The sequence below is a fragment of the Bradyrhizobium genosp. SA-4 str. CB756 genome (assembly GCF_000473125.1).
GTDB lineage: Bacteria > Pseudomonadota > Alphaproteobacteria > Rhizobiales > Xanthobacteraceae > Bradyrhizobium > Bradyrhizobium arachidis.
In genome coordinates this window covers 6983795-7000398 of sequence record NZ_KI421499.1, presented here as the reverse complement: position 1 = coordinate 7000398, position 16604 = coordinate 6983795, and the positions used below count along the sequence as shown (strand labels likewise).

Annotated in this window: 13 protein-coding genes; 10 read left to right on the top strand and 3 right to left on the bottom strand. The window is 65.5% G+C overall.

The genetic code is table 11. The features are described from left to right. Positions 1-6: 6 nt before the first annotated feature. Entirely contained in the window at positions 7-873 is an 867-nt protein-coding gene (locus BRAGE_RS0133525; RefSeq protein ID WP_027561240.1) for an IclR family transcriptional regulator, read from the bottom strand. A gap of 130 nt (positions 874-1003) precedes the next feature. Here BRAGE_RS0133525 and BRAGE_RS0133520 point away from each other — a divergent pair, with 130 nt between their 5' ends. From BRAGE_RS0133520 to BRAGE_RS0133480, 9 genes are all read left to right on the top strand, one after another. Further along, positions 1004-3100 (top strand): 3-hydroxyacyl-CoA dehydrogenase NAD-binding domain-containing protein, encoded by a 2097-nt coding sequence (locus BRAGE_RS0133520; protein ID WP_027561239.1) that lies wholly within the window; start codon positions 1004-1006, stop codon positions 3098-3100. Between the two features lie 111 nt (positions 3101-3211). Then, positions 3212-4894 (top strand): dicarboxylate--CoA ligase PimA, encoded by a 1683-nt coding sequence (pimA, locus tag BRAGE_RS0133515; protein WP_027561238.1) that lies wholly within the window; start codon positions 3212-3214, stop codon positions 4892-4894. Continuing rightward, positions 4891-6078: an acetyl-CoA C-acyltransferase gene (locus BRAGE_RS0133510; protein WP_027561237.1), complete on the top strand. Its 1188-nt coding sequence runs from the start codon at positions 4891-4893 to the stop codon at positions 6076-6078. Before pimA ends, BRAGE_RS0133510 begins: the two co-directional genes overlap by 4 nt. A gap of 134 nt (positions 6079-6212) precedes the next feature. Then, entirely contained in the window at positions 6213-7403 is a 1191-nt protein-coding gene (gene pimC, locus BRAGE_RS0133505) for a pimeloyl-CoA dehydrogenase large subunit (protein WP_027561236.1), read from the top strand. A 177-nt stretch (positions 7404-7580) separates the two neighbouring features. Then, positions 7581-8723, top strand: a complete 1143-nt coding sequence (gene pimD, locus BRAGE_RS0133500; protein WP_027561235.1) for a pimeloyl-CoA dehydrogenase small subunit — start codon at positions 7581-7583, stop codon at positions 8721-8723. A 134-nt stretch (positions 8724-8857) separates the two neighbouring features. Continuing rightward, positions 8858-9631: an SDR family NAD(P)-dependent oxidoreductase gene (locus BRAGE_RS0133495; protein WP_027561234.1), complete on the top strand. Its 774-nt coding sequence runs from the start codon at positions 8858-8860 to the stop codon at positions 9629-9631. Between the two features lie 265 nt (positions 9632-9896). After that, positions 9897-11399, top strand: a complete 1503-nt coding sequence (gene glpK, locus BRAGE_RS0133490; protein ID WP_027561233.1) for a glycerol kinase GlpK — start codon at positions 9897-9899, stop codon at positions 11397-11399. Positions 11400-11482: 83 nt separating this feature from the next. Continuing rightward, positions 11483-13930 (top strand): penicillin acylase family protein, encoded by a 2448-nt coding sequence (locus BRAGE_RS0133485; RefSeq protein ID WP_027561232.1) that lies wholly within the window; start codon positions 11483-11485, stop codon positions 13928-13930. Positions 13931-14046: 116 nt separating this feature from the next. After that, positions 14047-14640 (top strand): GNAT family N-acetyltransferase, encoded by a 594-nt coding sequence (locus BRAGE_RS0133480; protein WP_027561231.1) that lies wholly within the window; start codon positions 14047-14049, stop codon positions 14638-14640. A 41-nt stretch (positions 14641-14681) separates the two neighbouring features. Here the strand turns inward: BRAGE_RS0133480 and BRAGE_RS57225 are convergent, their stop codons facing one another. Beyond that, the gene (locus BRAGE_RS57225; protein ID WP_231164210.1) at positions 14682-14876 is read right to left on the bottom strand and encodes a DUF6636 domain-containing protein; all 195 of its coding nucleotides are present in this window, start codon (positions 14874-14876) and stop codon (positions 14682-14684) included. Between the two features lie 343 nt (positions 14877-15219). After that, the gene (locus BRAGE_RS0133470; RefSeq protein ID WP_027561230.1) at positions 15220-16203 is read right to left on the bottom strand and encodes a threonine/serine dehydratase; all 984 of its coding nucleotides are present in this window, start codon (positions 16201-16203) and stop codon (positions 15220-15222) included. 27 nt (positions 16204-16230) lie between these two features. Here BRAGE_RS0133470 and BRAGE_RS0133465 point away from each other — a divergent pair, with 27 nt between their 5' ends. Next, complete coding sequence (locus BRAGE_RS0133465; RefSeq protein ID WP_027561229.1) at positions 16231-16533, top strand: ArsR/SmtB family transcription factor; 303 nt, start codon at positions 16231-16233, stop codon at positions 16531-16533. The last annotated feature ends 71 nt before the right edge of the window (positions 16534-16604 follow it).

Genomic DNA, 16604 nt, shown 5'->3' with positions numbered 1-16604 from the left:
CAAAGGCTATCTGATCCCCTCGGCCACACGCGCAACTTTTCCTCCTGATTTCAGCTTTTTGCTGATTTCTTTTTTGGATTGCGGCATCAGTCCCCCGAGTGCCGCTTCGATGTTCCTTACCATCGCCAGCAGACGCGGTCCAATGTCGTTGATCAAACGCTCTTCCGTGAAGCGGAATGCGGGCGCGCCGCAATTGAATGCGTAAGGTCCGGTTCCGTCGTTGAGCCTGAGCGCGACGCCGGCGGCTCCGATGTCGTCGTGCCAGTCGCCGACCGAAATCGCGAAGCCGTGTTTCGCGACGGTCTCGCCGGAGCGTTCCAAGCCGTCGCGCATCTTGGGCCAGCGGCTGCCGTAATGTTCGCGCAGCATGCGGGACAATTCGGCGCGATCCTCGTCGTCGAGCGCCCAGAAATAGGCGCGGCCCATCGCGCTGGTTGCAATCGGCACGCGGGAGCCGACGTCAAGTTGAACGCCGACCGTCTCGGTGCCGCGGCTCTGCCCGAAATAGATCATGCTGTGACGGTCGCGGCCGCCGACGGCCACGGCGCCGCCGGTCGCGCGCATCACTTCCTCGCGAAACGGCTCGGACAAATGCCGAACGCCGAGATTGGCGAGCGCGGCGTAGCCGAGCGACATCGCGGCGGGCGCGAGCTGGTACTTCTCGAAACGGGGAACCGGCGTCAGATAGCCGAGCTTCGTCAACGTGTAGGTCAGGCGCGAAACCGTCGGTTTCGGCAGGTTGGTGCGGGCCGCAATCTCCTGATTGCCGAGCAGACCGTCATTGGGTTGGAATGCGCGCAATACGTCCAGTCCGCGGGAAAGCGCGACGACGAAATTCCGATCGGTCGCAGTCTTCTTTCCTGTACGCTTCATCCCTGATCTGCTTCTTGCGCGGAGTCGTTGACAAGCCACGTGCTTCAAAATAACCCTGCCGTCAAGATGCGGAATTAAATTCCGCACCGCGAAATCGAACAAAAGTAAATCCCCGCCAAGGAGGGACACCGTGAGCGAAGTGGTCAAGCTTGAGCGTCATGATGAAGTCGGCATCGTCACGGTCGACAGCCCTCCGGTCAATGCGCTGAGTGCCGCAGTTCGCGGCGGCATCCTGGAATGCATCAAGGCCGCCGTCGCCGATCCCGCCATCAAGGGCATCGTGCTGACCTGCGCCGGCCGCACCTTCATTGCCGGTGCCGACATCACCGAATTCGGCAAGCCGCCGAAGCCGCCGGCGCTCAACGATGTGCTGGCCGAGATCGAGAATTCGCCGAAGCCCGTCGTTGCCGCGATCCACGGCACCGCGCTCGGCGGCGGCCTCGAGGTCGCGCTCGCCTGTCATTTCCGCGTTGCGGTGAAAGAAGCCAGGCTCGGCCTGCCCGAGGTGAAGCTCGGCCTCTTGCCGGGTGCCGGCGGAACCCAGCGCCTGCCGCGCGCGGTCGGGCCCGAGCTCGCAGTCAAGATGATCGTCGGCGGCGATCCCATCGGTGCCGCTGAAGCGCTGAAGAACGGCCTGATCGAGGAGATCATCGAGGGGCCGGCCTCCGGCGGCGAAGCCTTTGTGCGCAAGTTGCTTGCGGAGAAGCGTCCGCTGCGCCGCCTGCGCGATGACGATTCCAAGATCGCGGCCGCCAAGGCCGACCGCTCGATCTTCACCAACGCGGTCGCCGCCATGACCAAGAAGTCGCGCGGCCTGGAAGCGCCGTTCGCGGCGGCCGACGCCGTCGGCTACGCCATCGACCTGCCGTTCGACGAAGGTCTGAAGAAGGAGCGCGAGGGTTTCCTCAAGCTCGTCGCCAGCGACCAGTCCAAGGCGCAGCGTTACGCCTTCTTCGCCGAGCGCGAGGCCAACAAGATCGCGGGCGTGCCCGAGGGCACCAAGTCGCGGCCCGTTAACCGTGTTGCCATTCTCGGCGCCGGCACCATGGGCGGCGGCATCGCGATGTCGTTTGCGAACGCTGGTGTTCCCGTCACCCTGATCGAGACCGGCGAGGAGCAGCTCAAGCGCGGCCTGGGCATCATGCAGAAGAACTGGGAAGCGACCGCCGCGCGCGGCGGCATCCCGGCCGACGCGCCCGGCAAGCGCATGGCGCTGATCAACGGCGTCGTCGGTATCGAGAATGTCGGCGATGCCGACCTCGTCATCGAGGCCGTGTTCGAGACCATGGCGGTGAAGAAGGAGGTGTTCGGCAAGCTCGACCAGTTCGCAAAGCCGGGCGCCGTGCTCGCATCCAACACCTCGTATCTGAACATCGACGAGATCGCGAAGTCGACCAAGCGTCCGCAGGACGTTTTGGGCATGCACTTCTTCTCGCCGGCCAACGTCATGAAGCTGTGCGAGATCGTGCGCGCCGACAAGACCGCGCCAGATGCGCTGGTGACGGCTGTCACCATCGCGCGCAAGATCGCGAAGGTGCCGGCCGTGGTCGGCGTCTGCGACGGCTTTGTCGGCAACCGCATGCTGGCCCAGCGCGGCAAGCAGTCGGAGAAGCTCTTGTTCGAGGGCGCGCTGCCGCAGCAGGTCGACGCCGTCGTGACCAAGTTCGGCATGCCGATGGGGCCGTTCGCGATGGGCGACCTCGCCGGCCTCGACATCGGCTGGCGCTCCCGCAAGGATCGCGGCATCAAGTCGGAGATCGCGGACGCGCTGTGCGAAGCCGGCCGCTTCGGCCAGAAGACCGGCAAGGGCTACTACAAGTACGAAGCCGGCTCTCGCGCGCCGCTGCCCGATCCCGATGTCGAGAAGCTGATCGACGAGACGCTGCTGCGTCTCGGCCGCAAGAAGCGCGTCGTCAGCGACGAGGAAATCCTCGAGCGCATGATGTACCCGATGATCAACGAGGGCGCGAAGATCCTCGAAGAGGGCATCGCGGCGCGTCCCTCCGACATCGACGTGGTCTGGCTCTACGGCTATGGCTGGCCGATCTATCGCGGCGGCCCGATGTTCTGGGCCGACAGCGTCGGCCTCAAGCACATCGCCGATCGCCTGTCGTTCTACGCCAGGGAGACCAACGATCCGAGCCTCGAGCCCGCCCCGCTGCTGAAGAAGCTCGCTGCGGAGGGGAAGACGTTCGCGTCGCTGGCCGCGGCGTCGAAGGCGGCTTGATGGTTGGCGTCATTCCGGGATGGTCCGAAGGACCAGACCCGGAATCTCGAGATTCCGGGTTCGGCTCTTCGAGCCGCCCCGGAATGACGGTCTGTGTGGCTTAAGGAATCCATGACCCATCCCGGCGAACAGTTTTATCCCGAGGGCGTGCACTGGGACGACACCATCGCCCAGGGCTCGCTGCCTGACCTGCTGTCGAAAGCCGCCGCCGATTACGGCCCGCGCACCGCGCTCGAATTCCGCGATCGCCCCATCACCTATACCGGGCTCGCAGCTCAGGCCGAGCGCGCCGCGGCGGCGTTTCTGCGGGCTGGCATCGGCAAGAACAGCTCCGTCGCGCTGTTCCTCGGCAACACGCCCGATCATCCTGTCAATTTCTTCGGCGCACTGAAGGCTGGCGCCCGCGTTGCGCATCTGTCGCCGCTCGACGGCGAGATCGCGCTGACGCACAAGGTCTCCGACTCCGGCTCGCGCGTGCTCGTGACCTCCAACCTCGCCGCGCTGCTGCCGACCGCGCTGAAGTTTCTGGAGAAGGGCCTGATCGATCGCCTCGTCGTCTGCGAGGACGACGATTGGGGCAAGGTCGGCACGCCGCAGGCGGCGATCCCTGGGGATCCCCGCATCGTCACCTTCAAGACCTTCGTCGATGGCGCCACCGCCCCCGCAGAGTGGCCGTCCGTCACGGCCGACGACGTCGCGCTGCTGCAATATACCGGCGGCACCACCGGCCTGCCCAAGGGCGCGATGCTGACGCATGGCAATCTCACCTCGGCGGTCTCGATCTACGACGTCTGGGGCAAGCCGTCGCGTGCCGCGCGCGGCGATGTGATCGAGCGCGTGATCTGCGTGCTGCCGCTATTCCACATCTACGCGCTCACCGTCGTGCTACTATCCGCGCTCAGCCGCGGCAATCTGATCTCGATCCACCAGCGCTTCGACGTCGAAGCCGTGATGCGCGATATCGAGGTCAAGCGCGCGACGTACTTCCCGGGCGTGCCGACGATGTGGATCGCGATCGCCGCGCTCCCGGATCTTTCCAAGCGCGACTTCTCCTCGCTCGCCACCATCGGCTCCGGCGGTGCGCCGCTGCCGGTCGAGATCGCGAATTTCTTCGAGCGCAAGGTCGGCAAGAAGCTGCGCAGCGGCTGGGGCATGACCGAGACCTGCTCGCCCGGCACCGGCCATCCGCCTGTCGGTCCCGAGAAGCCCGGCTCGATCGGCCTGATGCTGCCCGGCATCGAGCTCGACGTCGTTTCGCTGGACGACCCGACACGTGTGCTGCCGCCCGGCGAAGTCGGCGAGATCCGCATCAAGGGGCCGAACGTCACCAAGGGCTACTGGAACAGGCCGGAGGGATCCACTGACGCCTTCGTCGATGGCCGCTTCCTCACCGGTGACATCGGCTATGTCGACTCCGACGGCTATTTCTTCCTGGTCGACCGCAAGAAGGACATGATCATCTCCGGCGGCTTCAACGTCTATCCGCAGATGATCGAGCAGGCGATCTACACCATTCCGGGCGTGCACGAGGTGATCGTGCTCGGCATTCCCGACCAGTACCGGGGCGAGGCTGCAAAGGCCTTCATCAAGCTCAAGCCCGACGCAAAACCGTTCACGCTCGACGAGCTGCGCGCGCAGCTCGCCGGCAAGGTCGGCAAGCACGAACTGCCGGCCGCGGTCGAGTTCGTCGACGATCTGCCGCGCACGCCGGTCGGAAAATTGTCGCGCCACGAATTGCGCCAGCAACAGAAACCATCACAATCCACCCCACTTGCATCAGGAGGTCGTTCTTGACCGACGCCGTCATCGTTTCCACCGCCCGCACCCCGATCGGCAAGGCCTATCGCGGCATGCTCAACGCCACCGAGGGCGCAACCCTGCTCGGTCACGCCATCGGCGAAGCCGTCGCCCGCGCGAAAGTCGACCCGAAGGAGGTCGAGGACGTCGTGATGGGCGCAGCCCTCCAGCAGGGCGCGACCGGCGGCAACATCGCGCGCAAGGCGCTGCTCCGTGCAGGTCTCCCTGTGACTGTCGCCGGCACCACCATCGACCGGCAATGCGCCTCGGGCCTGCAGGCCATCGCGCTCGCCGCGCGCTCGGTGATCTTCGACGGCGTCGAGATCGCGGTCGGCGGCGGCGGCGAGTCGATCTCGCTCGTGCAGAACGACAAGATGAACGGCTTCCACGCCCAGGACCCGGCGCTGCTCAAGATCAAGGGCGAGGTCTACATGCCCATGATCGACACGGCGGAAGTGGTCGCCAAGCGCTACGGCATCTCGCGTGAGAAGCAGGACGAATATTCGCTGGAGAGCCAGCGCCGCACCGCGGCCGCGCAGCAGGGCGGCAAGTTCAGGGACGAGCTCGCCCCGATCAAGACGCAGATGGCGGTCACCGACAAGGCGACCGGCGCCGTGTCGATGAAGGAAGTGACGCTGTCGCAGGACGAAGGCCCGCGTCCCGAGACCACGATCGAGGGCCTTGCCGGCCTCAAGCCGGTGCGCGGCGAGGGTTTCTCGATCACCGCCGGCAATGCCAGCCAGCTCTCCGACGGCGCCAGCGCCTCGGTGATCATGAGCGACAAGGAAGCGGCGAAGCGCGGCCTTGCGCCGCTCGGCATCTTCCGCGGCTTCGTCTCCGCCGGCTGCGAGCCGGACGAGATGGGCATCGGCCCGGTCTTCGCGGTGCCGCGCCTTCTGAAGCGCCATGGCCTCACCGTCGACGACATCGGCCTCTGGGAGCTCAACGAAGCCTTCGCGGTGCAGGTGCTGTATTGCCGCGACAAGCTCGGCATCGACCCCGAGAAGATCAACGTCAATGGCGGCGCGATCTCGGTCGGCCATCCCTACGGCATGTCGGGCGCGCGCCTCACCGGCCACGCCCTGATCGAAGGCCGCCGCCGCAAGGCCAAGTACGCGGTCGTCACCATGTGCGTCGGCGGCGGCATGGGCGCGGCGGGACTGTTCGAGGTGTTGCAGTAACGGGCCCCGTCGTTCCGGGGCATTCGCGTCAGCGGATGAACCCGGAACCTCGAGCCACGATCTCTGGATTCCGGGTTCGCGCTTCGCGCGCCCCGGAATGACGAATAGGGAATAACGTTTCACAGGAGGATCCGATGGATCTCGCATTCACGAAAGAAGAGCAGGCGTTTCGCGAGGAAGTGCGATCATTCTTCCGCGACAACGTGCCGCCGGATACGCGGCGCAAGCTGGTCGAGGGCCGTCACCTCACCAAGGACGAGATGGTGACGTGGTGGCGCATCCTCAACAAGAAGGGCTGGGGCGTCAGCCACTGGCCCAAGCAATATGGCGGCACCGGCTGGACGAGCGTGCAGCACTATATCTTCAACGAGGAGCTGCAGTCCTATCCGGCGCCGCAGCCGCTCGCCTTCGGCGTCAGCATGGTCGGCCCCGTCATCTACACCTTCGGCAACGAGGAGCAGAAGAAGCAGTACCTGCCGCGCATCGCCAATGTCGACGATTGGTGGTGCCAGGGCTTCTCCGAGCCGGGTTCCGGGTCCGACCTTGCTTCGCTCAAGACGAAAGCCGAGCGCAAGGGCGACAAGTGGATCATCAATGGCCAGAAGACCTGGACCACGCTCGCCCAGCACGCCGACATGATCTTCTGCCTCTGCCGCACCGACAACAATGCGAAGAAGCAGATGGGCATTTCCTTCATCGTGTTCTCGATGAAGTCGAAGGGTGTCACCGTGCGCCCGATCCAGACCATCGACGGCGGCGTCGAGGTCAATGAGGTCTTCTTCGACGACGTCGAGGTGCCCGTCGAGAACCTGATCGGTGAGGAGAACAAAGGCTGGGATTACGCAAAATTCCTGCTCGGCAATGAGCGCACCGGCATCGCCCGCGTCGGCGTCTCCAAGGAGCGGCTGCGCCGCATTCGCGATCTCGCCGGCAAGGTCGAGTCGGGCGGCAAGCCGGTCATCCAGGATGCCGCGTTCCGCGAGAAGCTCGCGGCCTGCGAGATCGAGCTGAAGGCGCTCGAGCTGACGCAGCTCCGCGTCGTCGCCGATGAAGGCAAGCACGGCAAGGGCAAGCCCAATCCGGCCTCCTCGGTGCTGAAGATCAAGGGCTCCGAGATCCAGCAGACCACCACCGAGCTCTTGATGGAAGTGATCGGCCCGTTCGCCGCGCCTTACGACGTCCACGGCGACGACGGCTCCAACGAAGCCATGGATTGGACCGCCCAGATCGCGCCGAGCTACTTCAACAACCGCAAGGTCTCGATCTACGGCGGCTCCAACGAGATCCAGCGCAACATCATCGCCAAGGCGGTGCTGGGGCTGTGATCTGCTCCCTCTCCGCGGAGGCGGGGAGGCCCATGTTTCCACCGTCATTCCGGGGCGCGACGAAGTCGCGAGCCCGGAATCCATAACCACCAATCGGGATTATGGATTCCGGGCCTGGCCCTTCGGGCCATCCCGGAATGACGAAGCCAAATAGTCCGGGTACGAGGAACCAAAGAAATGGATTTTGACCTGAACGAGGAGCAGAGGCTTCTCAAGGAAAGCATCGACGGCCTGCTGACCGATTCCTACGATTTCGAGCAGCGCAAGAAGTACATGAAGGAGAAGGGCGGCTGGAGCAAAACCGTCTGGGGCAAGCTCGCCGAGCAGGGCCTGCTCGGTCTGCCCTTCGCGGAGGCCGATGGCGGCTTCGGCGGCGGCGGCGTCGAGACCATGATCGTGATGGAAGCGCTCGGCAAGGCGCTGGTGCTCGAGCCGTATCTGGCGACGGTCGTGATCGGCGGCGGCTTCCTGCGCCATGCCGGCAGCGATGCGCAGAAGGCTGCGCATGTGCCCGGGATCATCGACGGCAGCAAGACGCTGGCGTTCGCCCAGCTCGAGAAGAACTCGCGCTACGATCTGTTCGACGTCTCGACGACGGCGAAGAAGAAGGGCGACGGCTGGGTCATCGACGGCGAAAAATTCGTCGTGCTCAACGGCGAGAACGCCGACACGCTTGTCGTCACAGCCCGCACCAAAGGCGATCGCCGCGACAAGACCGGCATCGGCGTGTTCCTCGTTCCCGCGAACGCCAAGGGCGTCACCAAGAAGTCGTATCCGACCCAGGACGGCCTGCACGCCGCCGACATCACTTTTACCGGTGTCGAGGTGGGCGCGGATGCTGCCATCGGCAATCCCGACGACTCGCTCTCGCTGATCGAGCGCGTGGTGGACGAAGCCCGCGTCGCGCTCTGCGCCGAGGCAGTTGGCCTGATGGACGAGTCGCTCAAGACCACGGTCGAGTACATCAAGACGCGCAAACAATTCGGCGTCGCGATCGGCTCGTTCCAGTCGCTGCAGCACCGCGCCTCCGACATGTTCGTCGCCGCCGAGCAGGCGCGCTCGATGTCGATGTTCGCGACCATGGCTGGTGATTTCGAGGACGCCAAGGAGCGCTCCAACGCGATCGCCGCGGCCAAGGTGCAGATCGGCAAGTCGCTGAAGTTCGTCGGACAGCAGGCGATCCAGCTCCACGGCGGCATCGGCATGACCATGGAGGCAAAGATCGGCCACTACTTCAAGCGCCTCACCATGATCGAGAACACCTTTGGCGACACCGACTACCACCAGCGCCGCGTCGCGGATGCGGGTGGGTTGATCTAGTCGACACACAACGACTGTCATCCCGGGGCATCGCGCAGCGATGAACCCGGGATCCATCGGGCGGCGTCACGCGCGGTGAAATGGATTCCGGGTTCGCGCTTCGCGCGCCCCGGAATGACCAGGAAGGGACAACAATGAAAAACACCCCGTTCGATCTCACCGGAAAAGTCGCCGTCGTCACCGGCTCCAGCCGCGGCATCGGCCGCTCCTCGGCCGAGCTGCTGGCCAAGCTCGGCGCAAAAGTCGTTGTCTCCTCCCGGAAAGCGGAAGCGTGCAAGGAAGTCGCCGACGGCATCAACGCATCCGGCGGCGATGCCACCGTCATCCCCTGCAACATCGCGCGCAAGAACGAGGTCGAGGCGCTGATCTCCGGCGCCACCAAGCATTACGGCAAGATCGACATCCTCGTCTGCAACGCCGCCATGAACCCGTATTACGGCCCGCTGCTCGACATCTCCGACGAGGCCTTCGACAAGATCATGGGCTCGAACGTCAAGAGCAACATCTGGCTTTCTGCGCTCGCGATCCCGCAGATGGCCGAGCGCGGCAATGGCTCGGTCGTCATCATCTCCTCGATCGGCGGCCTGCGCGGCTCCACGGTGATCGGCGCCTACGGCATCTCCAAGGCCGCCGACTTCGCGCTGTGCCGCTCGCTCGCCGGCGAATGGGGCCCGAAGGGCGTTCGCGTCAACTGCATCGCGCCCGGCCTCGTCAAGACCGATTTCGCCCGCGCATTGTGGGAAGACGAAGCCATGCTCAAGCGCCGCACCGCCACCACGCCGCTTCGCCGCATCGGCGAGCCCGACGAGATCGCCGGCGCAGTCGCCTACCTCGCCTCCGACGCCTCGAGCTTCATGACCGGCCAGACCATCGTCATCGACGGCGGCGTGACCACGGCGGCGGTGTAGGGATTTGCTCCGATCTCTCGGCTCGTCGTCCCGGACAAGCGAAGCGCAGATCCGGGACCCATAACCACAGGGAGTGGTTTGACGAAGACACTTGATTGCCAGCTCGGCCTCTAATTTCTCCCTGGGGTCCCTGCTTTCGCAGGGACGACGGCGGAGCTTGAGGCGCGCTTAGGGATATTGACCTTCCGCCTCCAATCCGCTCCCTTTGGCGCGACACAATGATCCCCCACGGGATAACGCCGAGAAAACGCCAAGGTAAGCCGCCATGTCTTTCGTCCTCGCCATCGACCAGGGCACCACCTCTTCGCGCGCGATCGTGTTTCGCGGCGATATTTCCATTGCGGCGAAGGCGCAAGCCGAGTTTCCGCAGCATTTTCCGGCCTCGGGCTGGGTCGAGCACGAGCCGGAGGACATCTGGACCTCGACCGTGATCGTCTGCCGCGAGGCGATCGAGCAGGTCGGCATCAGCGCAAAGGACATCGCCGCGATCGGCATCACCAACCAGCGCGAGACCACCGTGGTGTGGGACCGCGCTACGGGCCAGGCCGTGCACCGCGCCATCGTCTGGCAGGACCGCCGCACCGCCGACATCTGCGCCAAGCTAAAGGCCGACGGTCGCGAACCCGTGATCTCGCAGAAGACCGGCCTGATCATCGATCCCTATTTCTCCGGCACCAAGATCGCCTGGATCCTCGACCACGTTCCCGGCGCGCGCGCACGCGCCGCGCGCGGAGAATTGATGTTCGGCACCATCGACTGCTACCTGCTCTGGCGCCTCACCGGCGGCAAGGTGCACGCCACCGACGCCACCAACGCCTCGCGCACGCTGCTGTTCAACATCCACACCGGCCAGTGGGACGACGAGCTGCTGGAGATCATCGGCGTGCCGCGCTCGATGCTGCCCGAGGTGAAGGATTCCTCGGCCCGCTTCGGCGAGACCACGCCGGATCTGTTCGGCGGCGCCATCGCCATCTCAGGCATTGCCGGCGACCAGCAGGCCGCGACCATTGGCCAGGCCTGCTTCCGCCCGGGCATGATGAAGTCCACCTACGGCACCGGCTGCTTTGCGCTGCTCAACACCGGCACCACGCCGGTCGTGTCCAAGAACAAGCTGCTGACCACCGTCGCCTACCAGCTCGACGGCAAGCGCACCTATGCGCTCGAAGGCTCGATCTTCGTGGCGGGGAGCGCCGTGCAGTGGCTGCGCGACGGCCTCGGCATCATCAAGCACGCCGCCGAGACGGGACCTCTCGCGGATCAGTCGGACTCGATGCAGAGCGTCTATCTCGTCCCCGCCTTCGTCGGCATGGGCGCGCCCTACTGGAATCCGCGCGTGCGCGGCGCGCTGTTCGGCCTCACCCGCAACACCGGCCCCGCCGAGCTCGCCCATGCTGCGCTGGAAAGCGTCTGCTACCAGACCTTCGACCTCTGGGCCGCGATGCGCGCGGACTGGCCGAGCTCGGAGACGGCCAGCGTCGTGCTCCGCGTCGACGGCGGCATGACCGCCTCCGACTGGACCATGCAGCGCCTCGCCGATCTCCTCGACGCACCGGTCGACCGCCCCGTGATCCAGGAGACCACGGCGCTCGGTGCCGCCTATCTCGCCGGCCTTCAGGCTGGCGTCTATCCTGAGCCGACGAAGTTCGCCGACAATTGGCGCCTCGAGCACCGCTTCAAGCCGAACATGAGCCAGGCGACGCGCGAGCGGAAGCTCGCCGGCTGGGCAAGGGCGGTGAAGGGCGTGCTCGCGAGCGACGAGGGGGAATAGCGAGCGCGCACCCGGATTGCGCTTCGCTCCATCCAGGCTACACGGCTTCACCGGCAATAAGAACAACAATGGGAGGAACGACAATGAACACGGATTTCAACCGGGTCATGCAAAAGCTCTGCGGCGCGGCGATCTGCGCCGCACTGCTCACCTCGACGTCCATCGCGCGCGAGAAGCCGAACCCGCTCGAGAGCGCGCGGCAGGTCAAGACCGACGTCGCCGGCCTCAACGCCCCCGCCCAGATCCTGGTCGACGTCTGGGGCATCCCGCACATCTACGCCGGCAACGAGCACGACCTGTTCTTCCTGCAAGGTTTCAACGCCGCGCGCGACCGGCTCTGGCAGATCGACCTCTGGCGCAAGCGCGGGCTCGGGCTGCTCGCCAAGGATTTCGGCCAAGCCTATGTCGAGCAGGACAAGGCGCTGCGGTTGTTTCTCTATCGCGGCGACATGAATGCGGAGTGGGCGGCCTACGGTCCCAAGGCGAAGACCTATGCCGAAGCCTTCGTCGCCGGCATTAACGCTTATGTGGCCGACGTGCGCGCCGGAAAACGCCCGCTGCCGATCGAGTTCAGGATCGCCGGAACGATGCCGGATCCATGGACGGCGGAGGATGTCGTTCGCATCCGCAGCCACGGCCTGACGCGCAACGTCGCCTCCGAGGTGAAGCGTTCGCTGGTCGCCTGCGCCGCAGGCCTCGAGGCCGATCGCTTCCGCGTCAAGCTCGAACCGGCCTGGACCACGAAAATTCCTGATGGCCTCGACCCCTGTACCGTGCCGAAGGCCGTGCTCGCGCCTTACGATCTCGCGACACGTCCGGTCGCCTTTGCCGCGCCCAAGGACCAGAAGGCCGCGCTCGCGCACGATCCCGACAAGTTTCTCACCGAGGCCGATCAGCAGCGCGACACCATCGGCTCAAACAATTGGGTGATCGCAGCCTCGCGCACCGCGACGGGTCGCCCGATCCTCGCCAACGATCCGCATCGCGAGCACAGCGTGCCCTCGCTGCGCTACATCGTCGGGCTCAATGCGCCCGGCCTCTCCGTGATCGGTGCCGGCGAGCCGGCGCTGCCCGGCATCTCGATTGGCCACAACGGCACCATCGCCTTCGGCCTCACCATCTTCAATGTCGACCAGGAAGACCTCTACGTCTACGAGCTCAATCCCGAGAATCCCAACCAGTATCGCTACGGCAGTGGCTGGGAGGACATGCGCATCGTCCGCGAGAAGGAGCAGGTGAAGGGCGAGGCCGATCGCGACCTCGAGCTGAAATTCACCCGGCACGGGCCGGTGATCTACGTCGATGACGCAGGCAAGCGCGCCTTCGCGGTTCGCTCGATCTGGTTCGAGCCCGGCACCTCCGCCTATTTCGGCTCGTCGGACTACATGACCGCGAAGGACTGGAACGGCTTTCTTGCGGCGATGCGCCGCTGGGGCGCGCCGTCGGAGAACCAGGTCTATGCCGACACCCGTGGCAATATCGGCTGGGTCGCCGCCGGCAAGACTCCGCGCCGCGCCAATTATGACGGCCTGATGCCGGTGCCCGGCGACGGCCGTTACGAATGGAAGGACTTCCTCTCGCTCGACGATCTGCCGAAGGCCTATCAGCCGAAGCAGGGTTTTCTCGCCACGGCGAACCAGATGAATCTTCCGGCGGATTATCCCGTGGCCGAACGCAAGGTCGGCTTCGAATGGGCCGACAGTGCGCGCTGGCAGCGCATCACCGAGGTGCTCAGTGCGAACAACAAGGTCACGCTCGCCGATGCCATGGATCTGCAGAATGACGACACCGCGATGCTGGGGCGGCGGCTGGTCAAGCTGCTGCAGCCTTTGTCGTCGGACGACGCCAATGTGAAGAAGGGCCTCGAGCTGCTGAAGCCATGGGACGCCCGCGATGCCGCCGACAGCGCCGCCGCGGCCGTGTTCGAGGTCTGGATCGCCAACCATCTTGGTCCGGTGTTGCTGAAGACCACCGCGCCCAAGGCGGTCGATCTGATCGCGCCCGAGGCCTCCAGCATTTCGGCGGTCGTCGCCTATCTCGAATCGCCCGATGCCGCGCTCGGCTCCGATCCTGCCGCCGGACGTGACCAGGTGCTGCGCGAGAGCCTTGGCGCCGCGGTTGCCGACGTCGCGGGCAAGCTTGGCGCCGACTCCTCCACCTGGCGCTGGGGCCGGCTGCACGTCGCAAAATTCGACCATGCCTTGATGCCGCTCGCCGACAAGGCCACCGCGGCGCAATTGTCGGTCGGCCCGCTCGCCTTCGGCGGTGCCGCCAACGTGCCGCGCGCCGCCACCTATCGCCGCTCGGACTATCAGCTCCTCTCCGGCGCCTCGTTCCGCATGGTGCTCGATGTCGGCAATTGGGATGCGAGCCGCACCATCAACACGCCGGGCCAGTCGGGCGATCCCTTCAGCGGCCATTACCGCGACCTCGCGCCGCTCTGGGCGACGGGACAGTATGTCCCGCTGCTCTACAGCCGCCCGGCGGTCGAAGCTGCGACGGCGGAGGCGATCACGCTGACGCCGCGATGAACGACACGCATCCACAAACACGCTGTCGCCCCGGCCTAGTGCGCAATTGCGCACGGAGCCGGGACGACACTGATTGTATGGCCGCCGCTTTGGCCTAAACTGAACGAGCCAGCCCCATGATCCTGCCCGATGGTTATTCCGACGTTCCCGCCGGGAAAATCGCGGCGGTCGTCACCCATCTGGAGATGACCGCGCCTCCCGCACGCCGCGATGATCCACCCGGCAGTTGGTCCCTGCGCAAGGTCGATGCGCCCGCGCTCGATTGGTATCGCGATCTCTACCGCCGCGTCGGCGAGGAATGGCTGTGGTTCTCGCGGCCGCGCATGAGCGACGCCGAACTCGCCGCAATCATCCACGCGCCTGATATCGAGGTCTACTCACTGGTGGTAGACGGCCGCGATGAAGGTCTGCTGGAGCTGGACTTTCGCGAAGCCGGTCAGTGCGAACTGGTCTATTTCGGCGTCACCGGGAGCCTGATCGGCACCGGCGCCGCGCGCTTCCTGATGAACCGCGCGCTGGAGCGCGCATGGTCGCGCGAGACGTACCGTGTCTGGGTGCACACCTGCACCTTCGACCATCCCTCCGCAGTCGCGTTCTACCAGCGCTCCGGCTTCCGCCCCTTCCGCCGGCAGATCGAGATTGCGGACGATCCGCGGCTTGACGGCATGGCGCCACGCGATGCCGCGAAGCATGTGCCGATCATCGAATAGGGCGGGAAACCGTCTCCCGAATGTCACTTCGCTCTGCGACCTCAAAACACCTTCTGCTCCGCCCGCGCCAGCGAAAATCCGTGCTGCATGGCGTTGAAGCACGTCACTCCCGTCTGCTCCGACCGGCAGGTGAAGCCCGCGCGCTGCCACACCTCGCCATAGGCGAGCACAGGCAGCGAGGCGTCCATCACGCTGTCGCCGGCGCAGATGCGCCCCGCGCTGCCCTTGGTGCTCATCTCGAAGGCGTGACCCCAGTCGAGTTCGCAATCGCGGAAGCGTGTCGGTCACCATGATGTCGCAGCGGAGCAGGCCTTGTTTATTTTCCTGGCCGTTATCGGCAAAGAATTGGCAGACGATGTTTCGCGACGGCGTCAGGAAGCCGATCGGACGGTCTTGTGCATGGGCGCGACCAAGCGGCAATCCAAGCAGGATCGACATCAGGAAAACGGTGCCCGGCCTGATCATGCAATCCCCCCAACTAGAGCATGATCCGGAAAAGTGCGGAGCGATTTTCCGAAAAGATCATGCTCAAACAACGACCTAAAGCGCGATGACGATTCATCCCCATCTCATCGCGCTTTAGCTGTCGAAATTCACCGCCGTCGTGTTGGCGCCGCAGACCAGCACCGCGATGCGCTCGCCGGCCGAGGGAAGATAGCGGCCGGACAGCAGCGCGGCAAATGCGGCTGCGCCGCCGGGCTCGGTGACGAGACGCAGCCGCGACCACAGGGCGGCCTGGGCTTGCCGGATCGCGTCGTCGCTGACGAGGACGACGCGCTCGACGTGGGAGCGCGCGATCGGAAACATCAATGCGCCGACGCGCCGCGGCGCGAGACTGTCGGCGGCGATGCCGCTGGCTGGCGCATCGACCGGCGCGCCGGCCGCGAAGGCGGCATGCAGGGTCGGCGACTGCTCCGGCTCGACCGCCACGATGCGCGTCCGGCCGGCGCACCATGCCGCAATGCCGCCGATCAATCCACCGCCGCCGACGGCCACCAGCAGCGTGTCGATACCGGGCGCATCCTGCTCCAGCTCCAGGGCGACGCTGCCCTGGCCAAGCAGGGTTTCAGCCTGGTCGTAGGCGTGGACGGCCAGCGCGCCGGTCTGCGCGACATGCGCTTCGCTCGCGGCAAGCGCATCGGCGTAGCGGTTGCCGGCGATCACGAGCTTTGCGCCATAGCCGCTGATGCGCTCGGCCTTGGCCGGTGAGGTGATGTCGGGCACGAAGATCGTGGCGGGGATGCCGAGCCGCCGCGCCGCATAGGCGACCGCCGCGCCGTGATTGCCGCCGGACGCCGCGACGACGCCAGCCGCCGGCACCTGCCGCAGCAGCAGGTTGGCGAAGGCGCCCCGCGCCTTGAACGAACCGGAATGCTGCAGCATCTCCAGCTTGAACGTGACGGGCGCCGCCGGCAGGCCGAAATCGGCGAGATCGGCCTGAATGAGCGGCGTGCGCCTGATATGTGGACGAATGACCGCCTCGGTCGCCGCGATCCGCTCCCGATTGATGTCCATTGTCGCTGTCATGATGGCCTCCTCCATACCGCATCGGAGAGTTGACATCAATTAGGTAATTAGCAAAATGGCTAAATGAAATTCGCAGTCGCCTTGCGCGCGCTGGCCAATGAGCGCCGCCTGCAGATCCTGGACTGGCTGCGGGATCCGCGAAAGCATTTCCGCGAGCAGGCCGACGGCGACCTGGTCGAGGACGGCGTCTGCGGATTGCTGATCGCCGAAAAGCTCGGCGTCAGCGCGCCGACCTTGAGCGAGCACATGCGGGTGCTGACGGCGGCAAAGCTGGTGCGTGCCAAGCGGATCAAGCAGTGGACGATGTACAAGCGCGACGAAACCGCGATCGCCGCCATCAAGCGCGAGATTCGCGACGGTCTCTAAACGCGCAGTGCGTGTGGGTGGCGGTGATGCCATCGAGCGCACCGATGCACTCGCAGCAATGCTCCATGTCC

Excerpts from the sequence above, each read along its gene's own strand:
- BRAGE_RS0133525 (WP_027561240.1), bottom strand. The coding sequence starts at position 873 with ATGAAGCGTACAGGAAAGAAGACTGCGACCGATCGGAATTTCGTCGTC.
- pimA (WP_027561238.1), top strand. The coding sequence starts at position 3,212 with ATGACCCATCCCGGCGAACAGTTTTATCCCGAGGGCGTGCACTGGGAC.
- pimC (WP_027561236.1), top strand. The coding sequence starts at position 6,213 with ATGGATCTCGCATTCACGAAAGAAGAGCAGGCGTTTCGCGAGGAAGTG.
- pimD (WP_027561235.1), top strand. The coding sequence starts at position 7,581 with ATGGATTTTGACCTGAACGAGGAGCAGAGGCTTCTCAAGGAAAGCATC.
- BRAGE_RS0133495 (WP_027561234.1), top strand. The coding sequence starts at position 8,858 with ATGAAAAACACCCCGTTCGATCTCACCGGAAAAGTCGCCGTCGTCACC.
- glpK (WP_027561233.1), top strand. The coding sequence starts at position 9,897 with ATGTCTTTCGTCCTCGCCATCGACCAGGGCACCACCTCTTCGCGCGCG.
- BRAGE_RS0133485 (WP_027561232.1), top strand. The coding sequence starts at position 11,483 with ATGAACACGGATTTCAACCGGGTCATGCAAAAGCTCTGCGGCGCGGCG.
- BRAGE_RS0133480 (WP_027561231.1), top strand. The coding sequence starts at position 14,047 with ATGATCCTGCCCGATGGTTATTCCGACGTTCCCGCCGGGAAAATCGCG.
- BRAGE_RS57225 (WP_231164210.1), bottom strand. The coding sequence starts at position 14,876 with ATGAGCACCAAGGGCAGCGCGGGGCGCATCTGCGCCGGCGACAGCGTG.
- BRAGE_RS0133470 (WP_027561230.1), bottom strand. The coding sequence starts at position 16,203 with ATGTCAACTCTCCGATGCGGTATGGAGGAGGCCATCATGACAGCGACA.
- BRAGE_RS0133465 (WP_027561229.1), top strand. The coding sequence starts at position 16,231 with ATGAAATTCGCAGTCGCCTTGCGCGCGCTGGCCAATGAGCGCCGCCTG.